20 protein-coding genes are annotated in these 21,060 nt (G+C 48.2%); 10 read left to right on the forward strand and 10 right to left on the reverse strand.

Going from position 1 to position 21,060, the window contains the following annotated elements; genetic code table 11:
• Positions 1–149: 149 nt before the first annotated feature.
• From ppk1 to purM, 4 genes are all read right to left on the reverse strand, one after another.
• The gene (ppk1, locus tag ACL9RG_RS15535; RefSeq protein WP_422793523.1) at positions 150–2,216 is read right to left on the reverse strand and encodes a polyphosphate kinase 1; all 2,067 of its coding nucleotides are present in this window, start codon (positions 2,214–2,216) and stop codon (positions 150–152) included.
• A gap of 378 nt (positions 2,217–2,594) precedes the next feature.
• On the reverse strand, positions 2,595–3,170 hold the full coding sequence (speG, locus tag ACL9RG_RS15540; protein ID WP_422793524.1) for a spermidine N1-acetyltransferase: 576 nt from the start codon (positions 3,168–3,170) through the stop codon (positions 2,595–2,597).
• Positions 3,171–3,319: 149 nt separating this feature from the next.
• Positions 3,320–3,958: a phosphoribosylglycinamide formyltransferase gene (gene purN / locus ACL9RG_RS15545; protein WP_422793525.1), complete on the reverse strand. Its 639-nt coding sequence runs from the start codon at positions 3,956–3,958 to the stop codon at positions 3,320–3,322.
• Positions 3,959–4,005: 47 nt separating this feature from the next.
• Positions 4,006–5,043, reverse strand: a complete 1,038-nt coding sequence (purM, locus tag ACL9RG_RS15550) for a phosphoribosylformylglycinamidine cyclo-ligase (RefSeq protein ID WP_422793526.1) — start codon at positions 5,041–5,043, stop codon at positions 4,006–4,008.
• A gap of 395 nt (positions 5,044–5,438) precedes the next feature.
• Here purM and upp point away from each other — a divergent pair, with 395 nt between their 5' ends.
• The 3 genes from upp (at position 5,439) to hda (ending at position 8,395) form a co-directional block, all read left to right on the forward strand.
• Positions 5,439–6,065, forward strand: a complete 627-nt coding sequence (gene upp / locus ACL9RG_RS15555; protein WP_422793527.1) for a uracil phosphoribosyltransferase — start codon at positions 5,439–5,441, stop codon at positions 6,063–6,065.
• A gap of 134 nt (positions 6,066–6,199) precedes the next feature.
• Positions 6,200–7,483: a uracil permease gene (uraA, locus tag ACL9RG_RS15560; protein WP_422793528.1), complete on the forward strand. Its 1,284-nt coding sequence runs from the start codon at positions 6,200–6,202 to the stop codon at positions 7,481–7,483.
• A 204-nt stretch (positions 7,484–7,687) separates the two neighbouring features.
• A complete protein-coding gene (gene hda, locus ACL9RG_RS15565; protein WP_422793583.1) occupies positions 7,688–8,395 on the forward strand; it encodes a DnaA inactivator Hda in 708 nt (235 codons plus the stop codon).
• A 6-nt stretch (positions 8,396–8,401) separates the two neighbouring features.
• Here hda and arsC read toward each other — a convergent pair whose 3' ends face one another.
• The 4 genes from arsC to ACL9RG_RS15585 all read right to left on the reverse strand — a co-directional run bounded on the left by arsC (position 8,402) and on the right by ACL9RG_RS15585 (position 11,936).
• Positions 8,402–8,758 (reverse strand): arsenate reductase (glutaredoxin), encoded by a 357-nt coding sequence (arsC, locus tag ACL9RG_RS15570; protein WP_422793529.1) that lies wholly within the window; start codon positions 8,756–8,758, stop codon positions 8,402–8,404.
• Positions 8,759–9,108: 350 nt separating this feature from the next.
• Positions 9,109–10,611 carry a M48 family metalloprotease gene (locus ACL9RG_RS15575; protein WP_422793530.1) on the reverse strand — a complete coding sequence of 501 codons (1,503 nt, stop codon included), beginning with the start codon at positions 10,609–10,611 and terminating at the stop codon, positions 9,109–9,111.
• Between the two features lie 246 nt (positions 10,612–10,857).
• Positions 10,858–11,325 carry a thioredoxin-dependent thiol peroxidase gene (gene bcp / locus ACL9RG_RS15580; RefSeq protein WP_422793531.1) on the reverse strand — a complete coding sequence of 156 codons (468 nt, stop codon included), beginning with the start codon at positions 11,323–11,325 and terminating at the stop codon, positions 10,858–10,860.
• A gap of 32 nt (positions 11,326–11,357) precedes the next feature.
• Positions 11,358–11,936, reverse strand: a complete 579-nt coding sequence (locus ACL9RG_RS15585) for a glycine cleavage system transcriptional repressor (RefSeq protein ID WP_422793584.1) — start codon at positions 11,934–11,936, stop codon at positions 11,358–11,360.
• A gap of 147 nt (positions 11,937–12,083) precedes the next feature.
• Between ACL9RG_RS15585 and dapA the strand changes: the two genes are divergently transcribed.
• The 7 genes from dapA to ypfH all read left to right on the forward strand — a co-directional run bounded on the left by dapA (position 12,084) and on the right by ypfH (position 19,394).
• A complete protein-coding gene (gene dapA, locus ACL9RG_RS15590; protein ID WP_422793532.1) occupies positions 12,084–12,965 on the forward strand; it encodes a 4-hydroxy-tetrahydrodipicolinate synthase in 882 nt (293 codons plus the stop codon).
• A gap of 16 nt (positions 12,966–12,981) precedes the next feature.
• Positions 12,982–14,067: an outer membrane protein assembly factor BamC gene (bamC, locus tag ACL9RG_RS15595; protein WP_422793533.1), complete on the forward strand. Its 1,086-nt coding sequence runs from the start codon at positions 12,982–12,984 to the stop codon at positions 14,065–14,067.
• Between the two features lie 65 nt (positions 14,068–14,132).
• A complete protein-coding gene (gene purC, locus ACL9RG_RS15600; protein ID WP_422793534.1) occupies positions 14,133–14,846 on the forward strand; it encodes a phosphoribosylaminoimidazolesuccinocarboxamide synthase in 714 nt (237 codons plus the stop codon).
• Between the two features lie 293 nt (positions 14,847–15,139).
• Positions 15,140–16,006, forward strand: a complete 867-nt coding sequence (gene ypfJ, locus ACL9RG_RS15605; RefSeq protein WP_422793535.1) for a KPN_02809 family neutral zinc metallopeptidase — start codon at positions 15,140–15,142, stop codon at positions 16,004–16,006.
• Between the two features lie 120 nt (positions 16,007–16,126).
• The gene (locus tag ACL9RG_RS15610) at positions 16,127–16,579 is read left to right on the forward strand and encodes a DUF441 domain-containing protein (RefSeq protein WP_422793536.1); all 453 of its coding nucleotides are present in this window, start codon (positions 16,127–16,129) and stop codon (positions 16,577–16,579) included.
• Between the two features lies 1 nt (position 16,580).
• Positions 16,581–18,629: a tRNA(Met) cytidine acetyltransferase TmcA gene (locus ACL9RG_RS15615; RefSeq protein ID WP_422793537.1), complete on the forward strand. Its 2,049-nt coding sequence runs from the start codon at positions 16,581–16,583 to the stop codon at positions 18,627–18,629.
• Positions 18,630–18,770: 141 nt separating this feature from the next.
• Positions 18,771–19,394, forward strand: a complete 624-nt coding sequence (ypfH, locus tag ACL9RG_RS15620) for an esterase (protein WP_422793538.1) — start codon at positions 18,771–18,773, stop codon at positions 19,392–19,394.
• Positions 19,395–19,491: 97 nt separating this feature from the next.
• Here ypfH and ACL9RG_RS15625 read toward each other — a convergent pair whose 3' ends face one another.
• On the reverse strand, positions 19,492–19,884 hold the full coding sequence (locus ACL9RG_RS15625) for a DUF943 family protein (RefSeq protein WP_422793539.1): 393 nt from the start codon (positions 19,882–19,884) through the stop codon (positions 19,492–19,494).
• Entirely contained in the window at positions 19,881–20,735 is an 855-nt protein-coding gene (locus tag ACL9RG_RS15630; RefSeq protein ID WP_422793540.1) for a DUF3289 family protein, read from the reverse strand. The genes ACL9RG_RS15625 and ACL9RG_RS15630 overlap by 4 nt, the downstream gene beginning before the upstream one ends.
• Positions 20,736–21,060: the final 325 nt, after the last annotated feature.

A 21,060-nucleotide genomic window follows, 5' to 3' on the forward strand; every position in this document is an offset into this window, starting at 1 on the left:
CAAGGTATCAGGCCCGGTGGTTATACCCGTCATCCTTGAAGTTGCTTCTGCGTTGGCTGCGCTTGCTTACCCGAATCACTTACGTGAGTAAGCTCATCGGGTGTGCGCTCTTGCCGCCTTGATGCAACTCCAATTATTTTGTGTATAAGTTATTTTTTATTATCGAGTTCAAAGTTTTTTAAATAATCGTACACCGCGAGTTGTGCGCGAACCTTGCGGCGATTTCCGCGTGGAACATAGCGATTACTGAGCTCTTTATCAAGATATCGTGCTTTCACCGTATCACTGAACTGGATATTCAGCAGATCCAGGACACGCTGTTTTAAGCGTGGATCGAGTAGCGCTACTGCGACTTCGATACGGTAATCAATGTTTCGAGTCATCCAGTCGGCAGAAGAGAGAAATACCTTCTGGTCGCCTTTGTTTTCAAAAACATAAACCCGGTCATGTTCCAGGAACCGGTCAACGATACTGGTTACCTGAATATTTTCACTCACACCAGGTAAACCTGGCACCAGAGAACACATGCCGCGGATCAGCATACGAATTTTTACGCCAGCATTAGAGGCAGAATACAAACGATCTATCAGCCCCTTATCGACCAAATTATTGATCTTAAGTGTAATCCCCGCACTTTCCCCGGCTTGTGCATTGGCTATCTCTTGATCAATCAAGTCATAGAGCATGTTGCGCGAGTTTTGTGGTGAAACCATCAAATGCTCAAAGGTCACCGGGCGATATGGGTTTTCAATAAAGTTAAATACCCGGCGTACTTCATTGGTGATGCGTGAATCGGCAGTCAACAACGAATAGTCGGTATAAATACGCGCCGTTTTCTCATTAAAATTGCCGGTCCCAATATGAGCATAGCGGACAATTTCCTCACCTTCACGGCGAGAGATAAGAAACAGTTTGGCGTGAATTTTTAAACCCGGCGCGGAGAAGATAACGTGTACGCCTGCTTCGGTCAGACGCTTGGCCCAATGGATATTAGCCTCTTCGTCAAAGCGCGCCTGTAGTTCGACGACCACGGTGACTTTTTTGCCATTGTGCGCAGCATGAATCATCGATTCGATAATGCGTGAGTCTTTGGCTACCCGATAAATATTAATCTTGATTGAGAGGACGTTAGGATCAAATGCCGCCTGGCGTAATAGTTCCAATACGTGCTCAAAGGTGTAATACGGGTAATAAAGCAGAACATCTTGCTCCCGGATTGCTGCAAAGCCATTGCGGAAATTATCAAACCACAGGTGGCGCAGGCGTGGCATCGGCTGATTGACCATATTGGCCTTACCGACGTTCGGGAAGCTGATAAAGTCTTTGAAGTTATGGTAGCGCCCGCCTGGGATCACCGAATCGTAATTCGATATGCCCAGCTTACCGCGAAGCAACTCCACCATCTCGTCTGGCATATCACGTTGATAAACAAAACGCACCGGCTCGGCGGTGAGACGCTGTTTTAGACTCGATGACATCAATTCCAGCAGGCTCGACTCCATTTCTGTCACCAAATCGTATTCGGCGTCGCGGGTCATCTTCATCGAGTAGGCATTGAGCGTATCGTAATCGAAGAAGCCTTTAAAAATATCGTCCAGGCAATAACGTAGGATGTTATCGAGCAAGATCATCGGTTTGCGGCGGCGCGGTGCTTCTGGCGGTAAATTGACAAAGCGTGGCACCTTATCCGATGGGATCTCTAGCAGCGCGTAATCTTTTTGCTCGCCGCGGATAATCTCGACAGCCAGGTAGGTATAGTCATCCTTAAGAAACTGCACCAGATTGGTTTCGTGGTTAATAAGAATGGGAGTAATAAACTGACGGAGGTGCTGTTTGAAATACTGACGCAACCACTCTTGTTGGTTTTCAGAAACTTGGCGCTCGTTAATCAGGAAAATCTGGTTACGTGCCATTTCCAGCAGCAGATCGTTATAGAGGGTGTCAAATTCCTGATCGATGCGGAGTACTTTGGCTTGAATTTTTTTCAGTAAATGGCGTGACGCACCGAGAAAACCTTGTTCTTCGCTGATTAAAATACGGCGTTTGAGGTCGGCGAAGCGGACCTTATAGAATTCATCAAGGTTATTAGAGTAAATACCCAGAAAGCGCATACGTTCAATAAGGGGATTGCTTTTGTCTGCTGCTTCTTGCAGCACCCGTTCATTGAATGAAAGCCAGCTCAGTTCTTTTTCAATGTATATCTTTTCCTGACCCATTTTCACTCCGTTCATTCATTTTGAAACCTGCCCCATTAGGCAGTTGAGCTATTTTTGTGTCTTGGCAACTGGCATTGACTCTAATGGGGAGTAGCTAATTTAGGGGCCTATTGTCCACTAGCATTATTGCGAAAGATTGACAGTAAAGTCCAATAGATATCAGTACTAAGCATGACATAATTTATAAAGGGGAACTGCTTGGAAAATAACAGTATTTAGTGGTTTTTTTCGCCGTTATTTTTGCAGGGGCAGCGGCAAACTGCCTCTTGCAATCGCCCTCGTCACACATCAAGTTGCGGAATTGCCGCCCACCTGCAACTTGATGTGTCTTGATAATATTGGCTGGGGCGATGAATAAATTATCTAATGCCAGATAAATCAGACGGTGCCTGCACCAATAGCGGTAACGGCGGGCGTTTGCGCCACATTGGTTTTATACATCGTCAGGAACTGTGGTTGGAAAATACACATGCGGATCACGCTACGATATTCACCATTAACAAAGAATTCGTTTTTCAACTCAGCTTCGACTTCAAAACCGAGTTTGGTGTAGATATGAATCGCTTTGTCATTCTCTTTATCAACAATCAGATAAAGTTTGTATAAATTGAGCACTGAGAAGGCGTAATCCATCGCCATCTTCGCCGATTCCACGGCATAGCCTTGGCCCTGATGGCCGGGGTCGATGATTATCTGAAACTCGGCACGGCGGTGAATATGATCAATCTCAACGAGTTCAACCAAACCACGGCGGGTTTGTTCTGACTCGACAATAAAGCGACGCTCGCTCTGATCGTGAATATGTTTATCGTAGAGGTCCTCCAACTCAACAAACGCTTCGTAAGGTTCTTCGAACCAGTAACGCATTACGCTAGCGTTATTATTGAGGCGGTGAACAAATGCCAGATCGTCTCGTTCCAATGGACGTAATCTAACAAGGGCGTTGCTGGACATGGGGGATCCTTAATGTTCCATTTTGATTAATTTTTGCAGCATAAAAGATTGCTCGCTGAAGAGGGCACTAATTTAACATATTTCGCGTTTTTTTCGTACAAAAAAGCCGACGCAAAGGTCGGCTCTTGAAATATCTACTGTGGCTTGGCTCAATCTGCGGCGTAACCTTGCTCTGGTAAAGTTTGGCCATCTAATACCGCTTGTCCATCGCGCATGATCAATCGACCGTCAACAAACCAACTGACTACCAGAGGATAAATGTTGTATTCCTGCGTCTGCACGCGGGCTTGCAACTCTTCTATGTTGTCTTCGGCAAACACCGGGACTTTGGCTTGTAAAATGACCGGGCCGCCGTCTAGCTGCTCAGTGACAAAATGCACCGACGTACCGTGGACCTCATCCTGATTCTCAATCGCCTGACGGTGAGTGTGTAAACCGGGATATTTTGGCAGCAGGGAAGGGTGGATATTGAGCATTCGTCCCGCGTAGTGCTTAACGAACTCTGGACTGAGAATACGCATATAGCCGGCCAGTACCACTAAATCTGGCTGGTAAGCATCAATAGCCTGCGCTAAAGCGGCATCAAATGATGCACGGTCAGTGAAAGCTTTGGCATCTAACGAATCGGCGGGGATCCCCGCCGATTGTGCGCGTTCTAAGGCATAGGCATCGGCTTTGTTACTAAACACAGCAACGAGTTTTGCAGCAATACGTCCCTGCTGGCAGGCATCGATCAGCACTTGGAGATTACTCCCTGCGCCGGACACCAAGACCACAATCCTTTTCATCTTTGCACCTATCAAGCTTAAATGATTAACCCGAACGCTGACTTAATTTAGTTAATAACGACGCGCTGCTCGGAATCGGAAGCTTTGATACTACCGATTTTCCAGGCTTTTTCACCCTGTGCGTTCAACAGCGCAATGGCTTCATCAACCAGCGCTGCTGGCAGTGCAATCACCATACCAACGCCACAGTTAAAGGTGCGGTACATTTCGTGGCTGCTGACGTTGCCCGCTTGCTGCAACCAGGTGAACACGTCCGGCCATTTCCAGCTAGATTCATCAATCACTGCTTGGGTATTGTCTGGCAGTACGCGCGGGATATTTTCCCAGAAGCCGCCGCCGGTCAAGTGAGCAATAGCGTGAACTTCTACGTTTTCAATCAGGTTAAGGATTGATTTGACATAGATTTTAGTTGGTTCAAGCAGGTGGTCGGCCAGCGGTTTACCTGCCAGGTCGGTAGTCAGCGGATCGGTATTGCTGACTTCCAGAATTTTGCGTACCAGCGAGTAGCCGTTAGAGTGTGGGCCACTTGCACCTAGTGCAATCAGCACGTCGCCATCCTGAACTTTGCTGCCGTCGATAATTTCTGATTTTTCAACCACACCGACACAAAAACCAGCGACGTCGTAATCATCGCCGTGGTACATGCCTGGCATTTCGGCAGTTTCACCACCGACCAGCGCACATCCAGATTGTTTACAGCCTTCAGCGATACCGGTAATTACACTGGCGGCAGTATCCACGTCCAGTTTGCCGGTTGCGAAGTAATCGAGGAAGAACAAAGGCTCAGCGCCTTGTACCACCAAGTCATTGACGCACATTGCGACCAAATCGATACCGATAGTATCGTGGCGTTTTAAATCCATCGCCAGACGCAGCTTAGTGCCAACGCCGTCGGTCCCCGAAACCAGAATCGGTTCACGATATTTTTGCGGCAGCGCGCACAGGGCACCAAAACCACCCAGTCCGCCCATGACTTCTGGACGACGAGTCTGTTTTACTACACCTTTAATGCGGTCTACCAATGCGTTACCTGCATCGATATCCACACCTGCGTCTTTATAGCTGAGAGAGGTTTTGTCGGTCACTGCGAATTCCCCACGGCGGTTTGCGATTTGTGGTTGTAGAATGAAGCGCGGCAATTCTAGCAGTCTAGGCAAACGTTTGCGAGTGGCATTATTCCTTACAACCAACATTTCACCGTATATACCCGTCATACTTGAAGTTGCTTCTGCGTTGGCTACGCTCACTTACCCGAATCACTTACCCGCGTAAGCTCATCGGGATGCGTTCCCTTGCCGCCTTGAGGCAACGTCAATTATTTTGGGTATATAATACTTTGATAGCGTCTTTTTTAATCAAAATTAGCCCTTGCTTTGATCTCGATCCTAATCCGTTGGGCTATTGGCGGTGGCGTTCGAAAAAAAAGGCGTTATAATCTCGCGATTTTTTTTAGCCAACACCCACCTTAGGAGAAATAAAAATGAAGATCGTTGAGGTGAAACACCCGCTGGTAAAACACAAGCTGGGACTGATGCGTGAAAATGACATCAGCACTAAACGCTTTCGCGAATTAGCTTCTGAAGTGGGCAGTTTATTGACGTATGAAGCCACCGCTGATTTAGAAACTGAAACTGTCACCATCGAAGGCTGGTGCGGCCCGGTAGAAGTACAACAAATTAAAGGTAAAAAAATTACTGTTGTACCAATCCTGCGTGCTGGCCTCGGCATGATGGAAGGGGTATTGGAGCACGTACCAAGCGCACGTATCAGCGTTGTTGGTGTGTACCGCGACGAGCAGACCATGCAGCCGGTGCCTTATTTCCACAAACTGGTCTCTAATATTGAAGAACGTATGGCGCTGGTGGTTGACCCAATGCTGGCAACCGGCGGCTCAATGATTGCGACCATCGATTTACTGAAAAAAGCCGGCTGCCAGAGCATCAAGGTGCTGGTACTGGTTGCGGCGCCAGAAGGTATTGCCGCGTTAGAGAAAGCACACCCAGATGTTGAGCTCTACACCGCTTCTGTGGACCAAGGCTTGAATGAGCACGGATACATCATTCCTGGCCTCGGCGATGCCGGCGACAAGATTTTCGGTACCAAATAATTTTTAGCCGACTTTATGAGTCGGCTTTTTTTTGCCCCGGTTTCCTTGCCTTGCTAAAGCCGGGGCGTGCTATGAACTGGCCCGTTTAGAGCGCCAGATATCAGTGATTACTCTTCATCAACAGGAAACTACATATGACACGTCGCGTTATTGGGGTAGAGGAACGTTTACCGCTATTGCAAACGATTCCGCTTAGCTTACAACATCTGTTTGCCATGTTTGGCGCCACCGTTCTGGTGCCGATTTTATTTAAGATCAACCCTGCGACGGTGCTGTTATTTAACGGCGTGGGTACGTTGTTGTACCTGTTCATCTGTAAAGGCAAGATCCCTGCTTATTTGGGGTCGAGTTTTGCCTTTATTTCACCGGTGCTTTTACTGTTGCCGATGGGATACGAAGTGGCATTAGGCGGGTTTATCGTTTGTGGTTTGCTGTTTTGTCTGGTGGCGCTAATCGTCAAGAAGGCGGGCATCGGCTGGATAAATGTCATGTTCCCTCCGGCAGCGATGGGCGCCATTATCGCGGTGATCGGGCTTGAGCTGGCGGGGGTTGCCGCTAATATGGCCGGTTTACTGCCTGCTGCGGGTAGCTCAGCGGATAGTAAAACGGTCATTATCTCGATGGTAACACTGGCCGTTACGGTATTAGGTTCAGTGATGTTCCGCGGTTTTCTGGCTATTATCCCGATTCTTATCGGCGTGCTGGTTGGTTATGCGCTCTCCTTCTTTATGGGCGTGGTGAACGTTAGCGCTATTGAGCAGGCGCACTGGTTTGCCTTGCCAACCTTCTATACGCCACGCTTTGAGTGGGTTGCTATCTTAACCATTTTGCCTGCGGCGCTGGTGGTCATTGCCGAGCATGTTGGCCACTTGGTAGTGACTGCCAACATTGTTAAAAAAGACCTGCTGCGTGACCCAGGCCTGCATCGTTCGATGTTGGCGAATGGTTTATCTACAGTGCTATCAGGATGCTTCGGTTCTACGCCAAACACCACTTACGGCGAAAATATCGGCGTGATGGCGATTTCCAAGGTTTATAGCACCTGGGTTATCGGCGGCGCGGCTATTCTGGCCATTCTGTTGTCCTGCGTGGGTAAATTAGCGGCAGCGATTCAAGCGGTTCCCGTGCCGGTGATGGGCGGTGTTTCTCTGCTGTTATATGGTGTGATCGGTGCATCAGGGATCCGCGTGTTGATTGAATCCAAAGTGGATTATAACAAAGCACAAAACCTGATCCTGACCTCAGTGATCCTGATCATCGGCGTGAGCGGCGCAACGGTACACATCGGGGCTGCTGAGTTGAAAGGGATGGCGCTGGCAACGATCGTTGGGGTATTCCTCAGCCTGTTGTTCAAAGTGATTGAACTGATTCGCGGTGAAGAAGAGATCATTGATATCGCCGACGAGCGTTCGCACTAAATCGATCTTCGGCTGTAAATTATCTAGCAATCGCGAGTTTTGAGACTAAAACTCGCGATTGTGTTCGCTTTGCAAGCGCTTACGCTGAGCGATAGTTCTATAATTGTGGGATCCTATGCTAGAATTCTGCGATTACTTTGCGTTTATTACTTTGCAATGATGACGTTGCAAGCATGTCTGGTTGAGAAACCAGCTTTGGTTGAGGTGCTTCTGAATACTCCGGCACAGCTTTCCCTGCCACTTTATCTTCCTGATGATGAAACTTTTGCTAGTTTTTTCCCGGGGGAGAACCCCTCTCTGCTCGCCGCCATTCAGAACGCATTGCATCAGGAGCACGGCACTTATCTCTATTTCTGGTCCCGTGAGGGCGGTGGACGTAGCCACTTATTGCATGCTGCCTGCGCCGAACTCTCGCAACGTGGTGAAGCCGTCGGTTATGTTCCGCTAGATAAACGTGCTTATTTTGTCCCGGAAGTATTGGACGGCATGGAGCAACTGGCGCTGGTTTGCATCGATAACATCGAAGGTATTGCCGGAGACGAAGAGTGGGAAGCCGCGGTTTTCCATCTGTATAACCGTATTCTGGAAACCGGACGCACCCGATTGTTTATTACCGGAGATCGTCCCCCGCGTCAGCTTAATCTGAGCCTGCCAGATTTGGCTTCTCGTTTGGATTGGGGGCAAATTTATCGCCTGCAGCCGCTTTCAGACGGTGAAAAACTTGAAGCATTACAATTGCGTGCCAAACTGCGAGGCTTTGAACTGCCGGAAGATGTCGGTCGTTTCTTGCTTAAACGCTTAGATCGCGAAATGCGCACCTTATTTATGACGCTCGATCAACTCGACAGAGCGTCGATCACCGCCCAGCGCAAACTGACGATCCCCTTCGTCAAAGAGATCCTCTCGCTGTAATTATCCTTAGAGGATCTCCAGAACTTGCTCCGGTGGGCGACCTAAACGGGCTTTGCCATTAGCAACCACGATAGGGCGCTCAATCAAACGCGGATGATCGTGCATTGCTTGGATCAACTGCTGCTCAGTCAGGTTTTTATCCCCCAGCCCCAATTCTTTATACAACTCCTCTTTGTTGCGCATTAGCTGACGTGCTGAGCTGAACCCCAACTGTTTAATTAACTGCTGCAAGGTTTCTGGTGACGGCGTTATTTCCAAATACAAAATCACATCGGGTTTGATGCCTTTTTCTTCCAGCAACGCCAGAGTTTCGCGGCTTTTTGAACAACGCGGATTATGGTAGATGGTGATGTCATGAGGCATAGATAACTCCTATGGTGGATATTCATGAATATTTATTTGAACATTGCGTTTGTTCGGTCGCTTATCACTGCGCAATGCTATGTGAGCGTTGGCGAACGCGCCCGGCAGAGGCTTTAAGGCGAAAGCCTCTGCACTCAAGCGCCTGCGCTTAGCTTGTCGGGTCGCTGCGCGACTTCCCGCGTTCATGTCTTTGGTTGGACGGGTCGGTTTCAACAATCATCCCTGATTGTTCAACCTAAATCGGCCGTCCTTGGCCGATTTCCCCTAACCAAAGTCATTCTCTTGGCCGACAAGATGCGCTATTAAGGGCAACTGCCAGGTCAAAGGCAAAGGCTTATAAGCCGTTGTCATCACCCCTTCTGATATTGACTGAAGCGTTTTTGTAACTGACGCAGTTGGTCGATTCTGGCGTCGTAGCGCGCCTGATCGAGGCTGCCGAGTGTGGAAAGTGCGCTGGCATTGCTGAGTAATTTAATCGATTGATCGAGCTGACCAAGCAACGCCAAACTTTCTGCTCGCGCCGCGAGTTCTTGTGCGCGTAGCCCTTGCGCTGCACAGGCTTGAGCTAATAAATCCCAGCCGTTGCCATCGCTTGGATGGGCGTAAGTATAGCGGTAAAGAATACGTGCTGCGTTGGCAGGCTGATTGCCTTCAACGTAGGCGTTAGCTAAGTTGAGCTGTAATACAGGTTCTTTGCTTTGCGCTGCGTTGACCTTTTCCAAGCGGGCAATTGCCTGCGGAACTTTTTTCTGGTCGATATCAATATCGGTCAGCAGGTCAAGGTACCAGACATTATTAGGATCGGCGCTCAACATTGGCTCGAGTATGGCGCGCGCGCGGTCATAGCTTTTTGCTTTATAAAATAGAATGGCTCGGCCGTACTTAGCCGCCAGTTTATCGCGCACGTTGCCATTATCGAGCGTTTGCAGATAGTCATCCGTCAACGGATGGCTCTCTGAGCCATACATGCCGAGCATACGCACTTTAGCAAACAGGAAATCTTGTGAAGATTGCACAATCTTTCTTGGCATCTGATTAGCGCGATTCCGCGCATCGGCCAGGCGACTGTCGGGCAATGGGTGAGTTAGCAACATTTCGGGCGGCTTACTCGAGTAGCGAGACTGATCCGCGAGCTTTTGCAAGAAGGCCGGCATGGCCTCTGGATCAAAACCTGAACGTTGTAAAACCTGCAAGCCAATACGGTCTGCTTCCTGCTCATTGGAACGAGTGAAGCTGATAATGCCTTGCTGTGTGCCAGCTAAGGTACCGGTCAAGGCAGCCATTCCTACCTGCGGGCTCGCCATTGCCAATAAAATAGAACCTAACGCGCCAACCCAGGTTAATGGCGCGGTACGTTGTTGGTCTTCCATGGCGCGGGCTAGATGGCGTTGGGTAACGTGGGAGATTTCGTGCGCCATTACTGACGCTAACTGACTTTCGTTATCGGTGTAGCGAAATAACGAGGAGTGCAAAACCACGTTGCCGCCGAAAAAGGCGAAAGCATTCAGTTCATCGTTATTGACCAGAAAGAAATGGAACGGAAAACGTACTGAGTGCGCGTTGGAAACCAGACGCTGGCCCAACTGATTAATGTATTGATTTAATAGAGGATCGCTAATTAATGGCGTGCTGGCACGCAGTTGGCGAACATAGAAATCACCCATTTCCAATTCTTGATTGATACTCAACGTACCGCCAGCCGATGTGCCCATATCTGGCAGATTATCAATGCTACTGACATCCCCGCTGCTAATGTCACCACTATTACTGTCTTGGGCGGCTACGTAACATGGGCTTGCCATTAAGGACATCAACAATACACTGACGAGTGTCTTTTTAAATAATTTGGTCATAACTCGCTATTCTCTCGATCCTAATAGGATTAATAATCAGCGTTCCTTTGCCAGAATAGTACATATCGTGTTAGTTGAATATTAGCGTGCAATCAATGGGCGTTGAAGCCTGAGTCCTTTGGCGGGAAGCGCTATTTTCCAACTGACGGCTAATGGCACAAGCGGCGAGCCTGATAGCAACATCGCAACGATAATAAAAAAAGCGCGACTGCGCTTTTTTTATAAGTTGATTGGCCTGATTTTACCTTACTTTTCGTTCAGGTAAGCCAATACGATGTCGTGGTGATTGCTGGTTTTGAAGTCATCAAAGACTTTTTCAACTTTTCCGTCAGCATCGAGCAGGAAGCTGATGCGGTGAATACCATCGTAGGTTTTACCCATAAAGGTTTTTTCGCCCCACACGCCAAACTGCTGACTGACCTGGTGATCTTCATCTGATAACAGCGTGAAGTTCAACAGCTCTTTTTCGGCAAATTTTGAGAGCTTTTCTGGTTTATCAGTGCTGATTCCTAACACTTCAACCCCAGCTTTCTTAAGCTGGTCCATATTGTCGCGCAGGCCACAGGCTTGCACCGTACAACCAGGCGTCATGGCTTTAGGATAGAAATAGACCAAGACTTTCTGTCCCTGGAAGTCGGCCAGATTAATTTCTTCACCATCTTGGTCAAGTAAACTAAATTTCGGCGCAGGATCACCGGCTTTCAGTGGGCTCATCACATTTCTCCATCTATTATTTTTTAGTACTACTATTTATCTTCATGCTGTGAATAACTGACGACGTTAATACTGCCTTGCGCATTCAGTTCTGTACATAGCTGATGAAACGCTTGCTCAATAATTGTCGCATGAGCGTCCGCAGGGCTATGGGCAGTAATCTGAATTGACAGTTGTGCCGCCTGTTCGCTGCTTGCTGGCGTGGTTTTCGAGGCCAGCTCAGCAATGTTCATCTGGTGAGTATGGAACAAGTTAGTGAAGCGTTCGATCAAGTGCGGTGAATCTTTTACCTCAACTTTTACCCAAACCGTAGCAGGCATCGGTGGGCGCTCATGCGCTCTGGTACGTTTCATCACGATCAATAATTCAAGCTCTGCGCCTTTCTGCGGCAGGGTTGATTCAATTAGCGTAATGGCATTCCAGCTACCAGAAAGCAGCATAATGAAGGTAAATTCATCACCGAGCATGGCAAGACGGCTATCTTCAATATTACAGCCGCAGCTGCTGACCTGTCGGGTGATCGTATTAACGATACCGGGACGATCGGCACCCAGCGCGGTGATCACTAAATAGTGTTGTTGTGGCTGTAGCAAAATCACTCTTCCTGTCATGCTCTGTGGGTTGACTACTATGGCAAACATAAAAAAAATGGTAAACACAAAAAAAACGCTTTCCTAATGACTAACAACACGTTGTTTACTTGCTTTGGTTAGGTGTCAAAAGTACCATGAGTAACCTGTTTGTGGAGGGGAAGGTCAATGTTTACGGGAAGTATTGTTGCACTGGTTACGCCGATGGACACCAAAGGTGCTGTCGATCGCGCAAGTCTGAAAAAACTGATTGATTATCATGTGGCCAGTGGTACTGCGGCTATCGTTTCCGTAGGCACGACCGGTGAATCGGCAACCCTAAGCCATGAAGAACATGGTGATGTGGTTATGCAGACATTGGAACTGGCCGATGGGCGTATTCCAATTATTGCTGGCACTGGGGCGAATGCCACCGCCGAAGCTATCGCGCTGACTCAGCGTTTTGAAAATAGCGGCGTTGTCGGTTGTCTGACAGTCACACCTTATTACAACAAACCGACGCAAGAAGGTTTGTACCAGCACTTTAAAGCCATTGCTGAACATACGGCGCTGCCGCAAATTCTGTATAACGTGCCTTCGCGTACCGGCTGCGACATGTTGCCGCCTACCATTGCTCGTTTGGCTAAAATAAAAAATATTGTTGCTGTTAAAGAGGCGACAGGGAACTTAAGTCGCGTTAGCCAGATCCAAGTGCTGGTTGATGATGAAGACTTTATTCTGCTCAGTGGCGATGACGCTAGTGGTCTAGACTTTATGCAACTCGGCGGTAAAGGGGTTATCTCGGTCACGGCTAACATTGCCGCACGAGAAATGGCCCAACTTTGCACGCTGGCGGCGCAAGGCAATTTTGCCGAAGCTCGCCGTTTAAATCAGCGCTTGATGCCGTTGCATCAGCATTTGTTTGTAGAAGCAAACCCAATCCCGGTCAAATGGGCCTGTAAGGCGCTGGGATTAATGGCAACAGATACACTGCGTCTGCCAATGACGCCGTTAACCGATGCTGCCCGTCCAGTGGTGGAAGGTGCCTTGAAAAGCGCTGGTTTGCTGTAACTCTTAGGGAAATTTGATGGCTTCTTTATTGCAACTGTCCAGATTACAAAAGTCTGGATTAGAAAAGTCGATGGTAGCGAAAGTTGTGGGCGTCTCGCTCATTATGATGCTGGCAGCATGTTCCAGCGATCAGCGCTACAAACGCCAGGTAAATGGCAATGATGCCTATCTTCAGGCTACGCCGTTGCAAGAATTAAAAGCACCAGCGGGCATGATTCTGCCATTACAAAATGGCACTTATGACATCCCTGCGGGCAATGTAACGGGGAATATCGGCAAGCAGCTTGATATTCGTCCACCGTTGCAGCCGTTGGCGCTGTTAAGCGGTTCTCGTTCTCAGTTCTCTGGCGATAGCGGTACTGTATTGTTGGAAAAAACATCACAAACCAGCGGGTTGTGGAGCGATGTGGTCAGCATTATTCAGCAAAATGGCTATAAAATTGCCAGCCGCGATGATGCTCAGCAAACGCTAACCACCGATATGGTGCAATGGAATCGTTTGGACGAAGATTCTCAGTATCAAGGCCGCTACCAGATTAGCGTCCAGCCACAAAGTTATCAGGTGGCGATTACTGTGAAAACGTTGGAACTCAAGCAGCAGGGCAATGCGGTAACCTCGCTTAGCGAAATTCAGCGTTACAACAGCCAAATGCTTAATACCATCACCGCGGGTCTGGATAAGCAGCAGCAAGATCGCGAAGCAAGCCGTAACAATGCGCGCGTTGGCGAGATTGATGTCCAAAGCGGCGCTGATGACACTGGCTTACCAGTATTGATCGTGCGTTCAACCTTCGGCGTTGTCTGGGAGCGTCTGCCTAATGCCTTGGCGAAAGCTGGCATGAAAGTGAAAGACAGCAGTCGCCCAGAAGGCACATTAACGGTGACTTACAAACCGTTGAGCGACAGCGATTGGGATGTATTGGGCGCCAAAGATCCACAGTTGGTTTCCGGTGATTATAAGTTGCAGCTCGGTGACTTGAATAACCGTAGTAGCTTGCAGTTCCTTGATCCTAAAGGGCATGCATTAAGCCAGTCGCAGAACGATGCGATGGTTGCAGTAATGCAGGCTGCTTTCAACACCAGCGGTGTGAAAAGCAAATAAACATAAAAGGGGCTCCGGCCCCTTTTTGCATTAACGTTATTTTATTGTGACTGGAGTTAGTTAAGATGCAAAAGTTAGCTGAGTTGTATCGCGGAAAGGCGAAAACCGTCTATACCACCGAAAATCCAGACCTGCTGGTGTTGGAGTTCCGTAATGATACGTCAGCACTGGATGGCGAACGTATTGAGCAGTTCGACCGTAAAGGCATAATCAACAACAAGTTCAACCAATTCATCATGAGCAAGTTGGAAGAAGCCGGTATTCCTACCCAAATGGAAGGCCTGCTGTCTGACAACGAAGTACTGGTGAAAAAACTGGATATGGTCCCGGTTGAATGCGTTATTCGTAACCGTGCCGCAGGCTCGCTGGTTAAGCGTTTAGGCGTTGAAGAAGGTCTGGTGCTCAATCCTCCGTTGTTCGACCTGTTCCTGAAAGACGATGCTAAGCATGACCCAATGGTCAATGAATCTTACTGCAAGACCTTCGGTTGGGTTAACGAAGAGAATCTGGCGAAGATGAAAGCGCTGAGCTACAAAGCCAATGAAGTCTTGAGCAAATTGTTTGCTGATGCTGACCTGATTTTGGTCGATTTCAAACTAGAATTCGGCTTGTTCAAAGGCGAAGTGGTGCTGGGTGACGAATTCTCTCCAGATGGTTGCCGCCTATGGGATACCAATACCCTCGACAAGATGGATAAAGACCGTTTCCGTCAAAGTTTGGGTGGCCTGATTGAAGCTTACGAAGAAGTTGCTAAACGTATTGGCGTTAAGCTGGACTAATTTTTTCGCTTTTTTTTAGCGTTATCACGCAATCGTTTACGCTGGTCAATAGACTGGCGTATTGACTTGATTGTCTTGTAAGGCGGTAATATTTACCGCCTTATCCTCTGGATAATTCCTCACTCACTACGCTTTATTTTCTGCCTTATATCCCCCGGCTACGTCTATTAAGCCAAATTTTCTATTGCTCCCGTTTTTGTACTGAGGTTGAATAGCGCCCGGATGACCGCGAGGTAATGGCGAAGTTGCCTTCGGTTAACTAGGATAAATAGAAACACTCAGAGGGATAATCTATGCGTTGGCAAGGGCGTCGAGAAAGCGACAATGTGGAAGATCGGCGCAATCAAAGCGCTGGAGTAGGTAGCGGCGGTGGGATGCGTATCCCTATCCGCGGTAAGAGCGGGATTGTTATTGTTATCGTGGTATTGATTGCCGGTTATTACGGTGTTGATCTGACGCCGCTCCTTAACGGCGGGCAGTCAACGGGTGCACCGGCTCAGCAAACTCAGTCAATCAGCCCGCAGGACGATCGCCAGGCTAAGTTTACCTCAGTGGTATTAGCGTCAACTGAAGATGTGTGGAAACAGATTTTTGCCGACAATGGCAAAACCTATCGTGATCCTAAGCTGGTAATGTATCGCGGCGTGACGCGTACCGCCTGTGGAACAGGACAGTCGGCGATGGGACCATTCTATTGTCCAGCCGACAGCACGGTATATATCGATCTTTCCTTCTACCAAGACCTGCAAAACAAACTTGGTGCGGGCGGCGATTTTGCTCAAGGTTATGTTGTCGCGCATGAAGTCGGCCATCACGTACAAAATTTATTAGGCATTGAACGTCAGGTCAGACAAATGCAGCAAGGTGCGTCACAAACACAGGTAAACCAACTATCGGTCAAAATGGAGCTGCAGGCCGACTGTTTTGCGGGTATCTGGGGCCATGCGATGCAACAACAGCAGGTACTGGAAAATGGCGATCTGAAGCAGGCACTCGATGCTGCACAAGCTATTGGTGATGACCGCTTGCAGAAACAAAGCCAGGGGCGAGTCGTGCCAGATAGCTTCACCCACGGCACATCAGAACAGCGTTATACTTGGTTCAAACGCGGTTTTGATACCGGCCGAATAGATCAATGCAATACCTTCGCTAGCCGCTGAGTGGCGTAGATCTGCCCCGGTTGTTCACTGGTCAAATCGGGTTAAATCATCAATAATTAACCCTCTTTTGGGAGCCTATCCGGCTCCCGTTTTTCTTACTTGCTTACTTCAGGGATTGTCATGGCCTTTCTCGATCCAACCTTACTGATCCTGCTGGCGTTCGCCGGTTTGGGGATCGTCAGCCACAATAGCGCGATTACGCTGGCGATGTTTTTTTTGCTGGCCGTACGTATCACACCACTTAATCAGTTCTTTCCCTGGGTGGAAAAATATGGCCTGACAATTGGTATTGTCATCTTGACCATCGGTGTGATGACGCCGATTGCCAGTGGCAAAATCAGTCCCAGCACTTTGTTCCACTCTTTCCTACAGTGGAAATCAATTCTGGCTATTTTGGTCGGCGTTCTGGTGTCTTGGTTAGGTGGACGCGGTGTGTCACTTATGGGAACACAGCCCCATCTGGTAGCGGGTTTATTGGTTGGTACTGTGCTTGGCGTTGCCCTGTTTAAAGGGGTGCCGGTTGGGCCGCTGATTGCCGCTGGCTTACTTTCCTTATTAGTGGGCAAGGGCTGAGATGCTTTCCGACGAGCAAGCACAGCAAATACAGTGCTGCCAACAACAGATGCAGCGCCAAGGTGTGCGACGTCTGTTAGTGCTCAGTGGTTCAGCATCCTTGAGTTTATCGCAGGCTCAGGCTATCGCCGCACTGCAGCCCGGCGACTGGCAATGGGTAGGCGATGACAATGAGGGGAATAACAACTTTGTTGCATCGAGCGCTGCGCAGCGCCTATTGGGTCAGGAGTTTTTGCACGGTGTTTTTGATGCTCGTTACGGTTTTAATGCTGAGGCGTTAGCGGCGTTCAGCGGCACCCTGAAAGCGGGCAGTTGGTTATTATTACTGGTTCCTGACAAGCAAACATGGCCGCAGCAGGCCGATAGCGACAGCCTGCGCTGGAGTGAACAGCCACAGGCTATCGCCACACCGAATTTTGTTTATCGATTCTGCGCCGGTTTATTGACTGATAATACCTGCACCTTCTGGCAGCAGAATACGCCTTTATCCCTCTCCCTTTTACCGGCCGCAGAACAATGGCAATTACCTTCCGGCGTGCCAACGGCGCAGCAACAACAAGTTTTAGCGCAACTACAGAGTGCTTCCTCCGGCGTTTATGTCCTAACGGCGGCGCGAGGTCGGGGTAAATCTTGGTTGACCGGCTATTTTGCGCAGCATCATTCCGGTTCGTGTTGGTTTACGGCACCTAACAAAACGCTGCTTGAGCCGGTATTACAACAGGCAGGGGGACTAGCACAATTTTGGGCACCAGATGCGCTATTAGCTCACTGTGAAGCCGGACATGCTCCGACTGCCGATTGGTTGATAATTGATGAAGCGGCGGCTATTCCTTCCCCGTTGCTCACGCGTCTGTTAGCCTTTTTCTCGCGGGTTTTACTGGTGACTACCGTACAAGGCTATGAAGGGACGGGGCGGGGCTTCTTACTCAAATTTTGTGCATCCTTGCCGCAGTGGCACGATCTGCGCCTTGACGATCCCATTCGCTGGGCCAAGGGCTGTCCGCTGGAATCGTTGCTCGATAGATTGTTACTGCTTACCGAACCTGTGGAGATAACGACAACGGCTCACCACAATGGGTCTATCGAGTTACAAACGCTGACTCATAATGATTGGCAACTACCGGGCGTATTAGAGAGTTTTTATGGCTTGCTGACCAGCGCCCATTATCGCACTTCACCGCTGGATTTACGGCGAATCCTTGATGCGCCGGGGGGCACTTACGCGCAGGCCAGCCTCGATGGGCAAATTTGTGCGGCAATATGGCTGGTGGCCGAAGGCGAACTTGAACCTGCGTTGGTTCATGAGGTTTGGGCTGGGCGGCGGCGTCCACGCGGTAATCTGGTGGCACAGTCGTTAGCGGCTCACGCCGGCTTTCCTGAAGCAGCAATATTAAGTTCACGACGTATTAGCCGCATTGCCGTGGTGAGCACATTGCGTCGGCAGGGCATTGCTCAGCGTTTGATCGACCAGCAAATAGCGCTTGCTCGTCAAGAGGGACTGGATTATCTCTCGGTAAGTTTTGGTTATACCGAGCCGCTGTGGGCCTTGTGGCGTCACTGCGGTTTTCGTTTGGTTCGCATAGGCAGCCAGTTAGAAGCCAGCAGCGGCTGTTACGCCGCGATGGCACTGTTACCCCTTAGCGCCGCTGGTCAACAAATTGCGGCAGATGCACAACGACAACTGGCGCGAGACTGGCACTGGCTACAGAAAATTATCCGGCTAGATTTAGTGTTTGATGAGGCAACTGACCAAAGGCTGAACGAGGCCGACTGGCGTGAATTGTCCGGCTTTGCTTTTGCACATCGCGCGTTGGAAAGCAGTTATGCTGCGCTACAGCGTTTGTTATTGGTCAGTCATCTCCCTCTGCTTGCGCTGCGACAACATCTGCAATCTGCATTATCGCCTGCCGAATGCGTTGAGAACTTAGGTCTCAGCGGCCGAAAAGCGCTATTACGTCTGTGGAGAGAAGAAAGTGCACAGGCGCTGCATTCTCTTGATGCAACGGCGTGTGGTCGTTGGCAACAATTCGTTCAACCACTCGATCGTTAATTTCAATAGATGGTTAATTGTAACAGACAGCTCATTGCAATAAATGAAGTAAGTTGTTCAATAAAACTCGATTGATACCCTATTTTGCCAGCGTATAGTGGCCTGACTATTAGATAGTGCATTGATTGCAATGAGGAAAAAATGACTATAGAAAACATTATCGTCCAGCAACCGTCGAAACCGGCACAACAGCTGATTCTGCTATTTCACGGCGTCGGTGATAATCCAGTGTCGATGGGGGAAATCGGTAAATTCTTTGCCCATGCTTTCCCAGAAGCGCTGGTGGTCAGTATTGGTAGCCCAGACGTTTGTGATTTTGGCCGTGGATTCCAGTGGTTTTCGGTACAAGGCGTAAACGAAAAAAACCGTCAGTCGCGTATTGATCAGGCAATGCCGTTATTTATTAACTGTGTACGACAGTGGCAGCAAGATAGTAGTGTCTCGGCGCAAAATACCGTGCTGATTGGCTTTTCACAGGGCACGATAATGGCGTTAGAGTCAACCAAGGTGGAAAAACTGGCGGGTAAAATCATCGCGTTCAGCGGCCGCTTTGCCATATTGCCGGAAAAGCCAATCGCCGCAGGTACTGCGGTACATTTGATTCATGGCGAACAAGATCCGGTGATAAATCCTTATCAGTCAAAAATCGCTGCCGAGCGGCTTGAAGCATTGGGGAATGTTTGCACGTTAGATTTGCAACCTAATCTGGCGCACGGCATTAATGCCGAAGCGATCTCGGTTGCGTTGGAGCATTTGCATCAGTAGCGTTGAGTTTATGCTGTTAAACTTAAATGCTTAACTCTATTAAAGGCGCTCGCTAGAGCGCTCACTTTTAATAGTGATGGTAGTTATACCGAGTTAATTAAAAGTTATATTTAATGCTACCATCGCGGTTATGCCAAATCATCATCAGAATATCCTTATCAATACAATTTCTTGGCGGGGGCATATCCTCGAAACACATCCTGTCTTCTTTACCTTCTTCTTGGTAGCCATTTCCAAAGGCATATACAGTAATCAGCATCGGGTCCATATATTTGTCAGGAATATGGTATTTTTTTCTAATTTCCTGCTGATTATGCTGCCACCAACTTATCTTAGCAGAGTTTGTAATAGGCAGATTATTTACGATGATTTGTGCACCGCCCATGTCATAGTGTGCGTCAATAACATGGACAGTCCTGTTGTTTAGCCATAATAGATAGGCAAATACAGATAAAATGATAAAAATAATCAATACTAGTAATCGTCTCATCTCTTTCCCTCAAGATTTATGACCGCTTCCATATTTGTCAGGAATGGACGAAAATTCAATTTTTTAAATTTGTGAAAGCGTTGTAACACAAACCATATTCTAAAGAATTGAAACTGGTTAAACCTCTGCTTACGTATGTCATCATTATCAAGCCCAAAATGATCTTGACCGGTAAATTTAACTTTAGCCTTCCATTTTCCATCACTGACATCAAGGGTGAGTATTTCTATTTTTGTGGCGTGAATATCGTGGACGGTAATACCCATGCCATTTATTTTATCGAATATAAGAGAATTAAACTTAGGGAGTATTGTTGGCTTGATACTCTTACGAAACTCATAGATCTTGTCCTGAGGGTATCCTTTACTTACATAATCAACGAGATTATTAATGGTTTCCCTTATCACAGCTTTTGTACTCTTTATTGAATTATCGGAACAGATCTTATTCTCGTAGGCGGCATCTAACTGAAAGTCATGAAAATCCGAGCCCGTTGACCACTGAAAGTGCCTTATCATTTGATTAATTAAATTTCGGGATGAGCCCACCCATGCGTAGGGTAGTGAGGTTGCCTGCATTTCTTCAAAAAGCAACCTCGCGCATTCCTGGACGCTGACAGAGCCACCTCTATGAGCCCCATCATATACCCCCGAAAACCTGGATTGCGGATTATCAAATGTGGTTAGTCTGGTTAATGTATATGGATCAACAACATTTGAGATATTTTTTAACCCAAACTCTCTTTTTAACCTTTCCTCTGATAGGTCACCATGTAGCATGTCATTAGCGCCATAGTCATTAAAACGTCTTTGTGTCGTGAATATTGTCTGTGGAAATATGGCATTAGTCATAGATCGTATTCCTTTACTCTCATGAAAATAGTGATGATTAATATACCCTCTGGTATAGGCTGAAAATGTAGAGTAGAGCTAAATTTATACTCTTGGAAGTGCCAGTAGTGATTTTAGGAATTTGTTATATACCCGTGATACTTGACGTTGCCCCTGTGTTTGCTGCGCTGACTGACTTAAATAATCTACCTGGCAGGTATCATCGGGACGCATCCTCGTGCTGCTTTGAGGCAACATTCCAATTACGTTGGGGAGTCTGGTTGGAACAACAATTCAGTGAGGCTGGGGGAATATCCGGCTGGCAGCACCAACCGGATATTTTGAT

This window comes from Rouxiella sp. Mn2063 (assembly GCF_049319665.1).
Classification (GTDB): Bacteria; Pseudomonadota; Gammaproteobacteria; order Enterobacterales; family Enterobacteriaceae; genus JBMOUD01.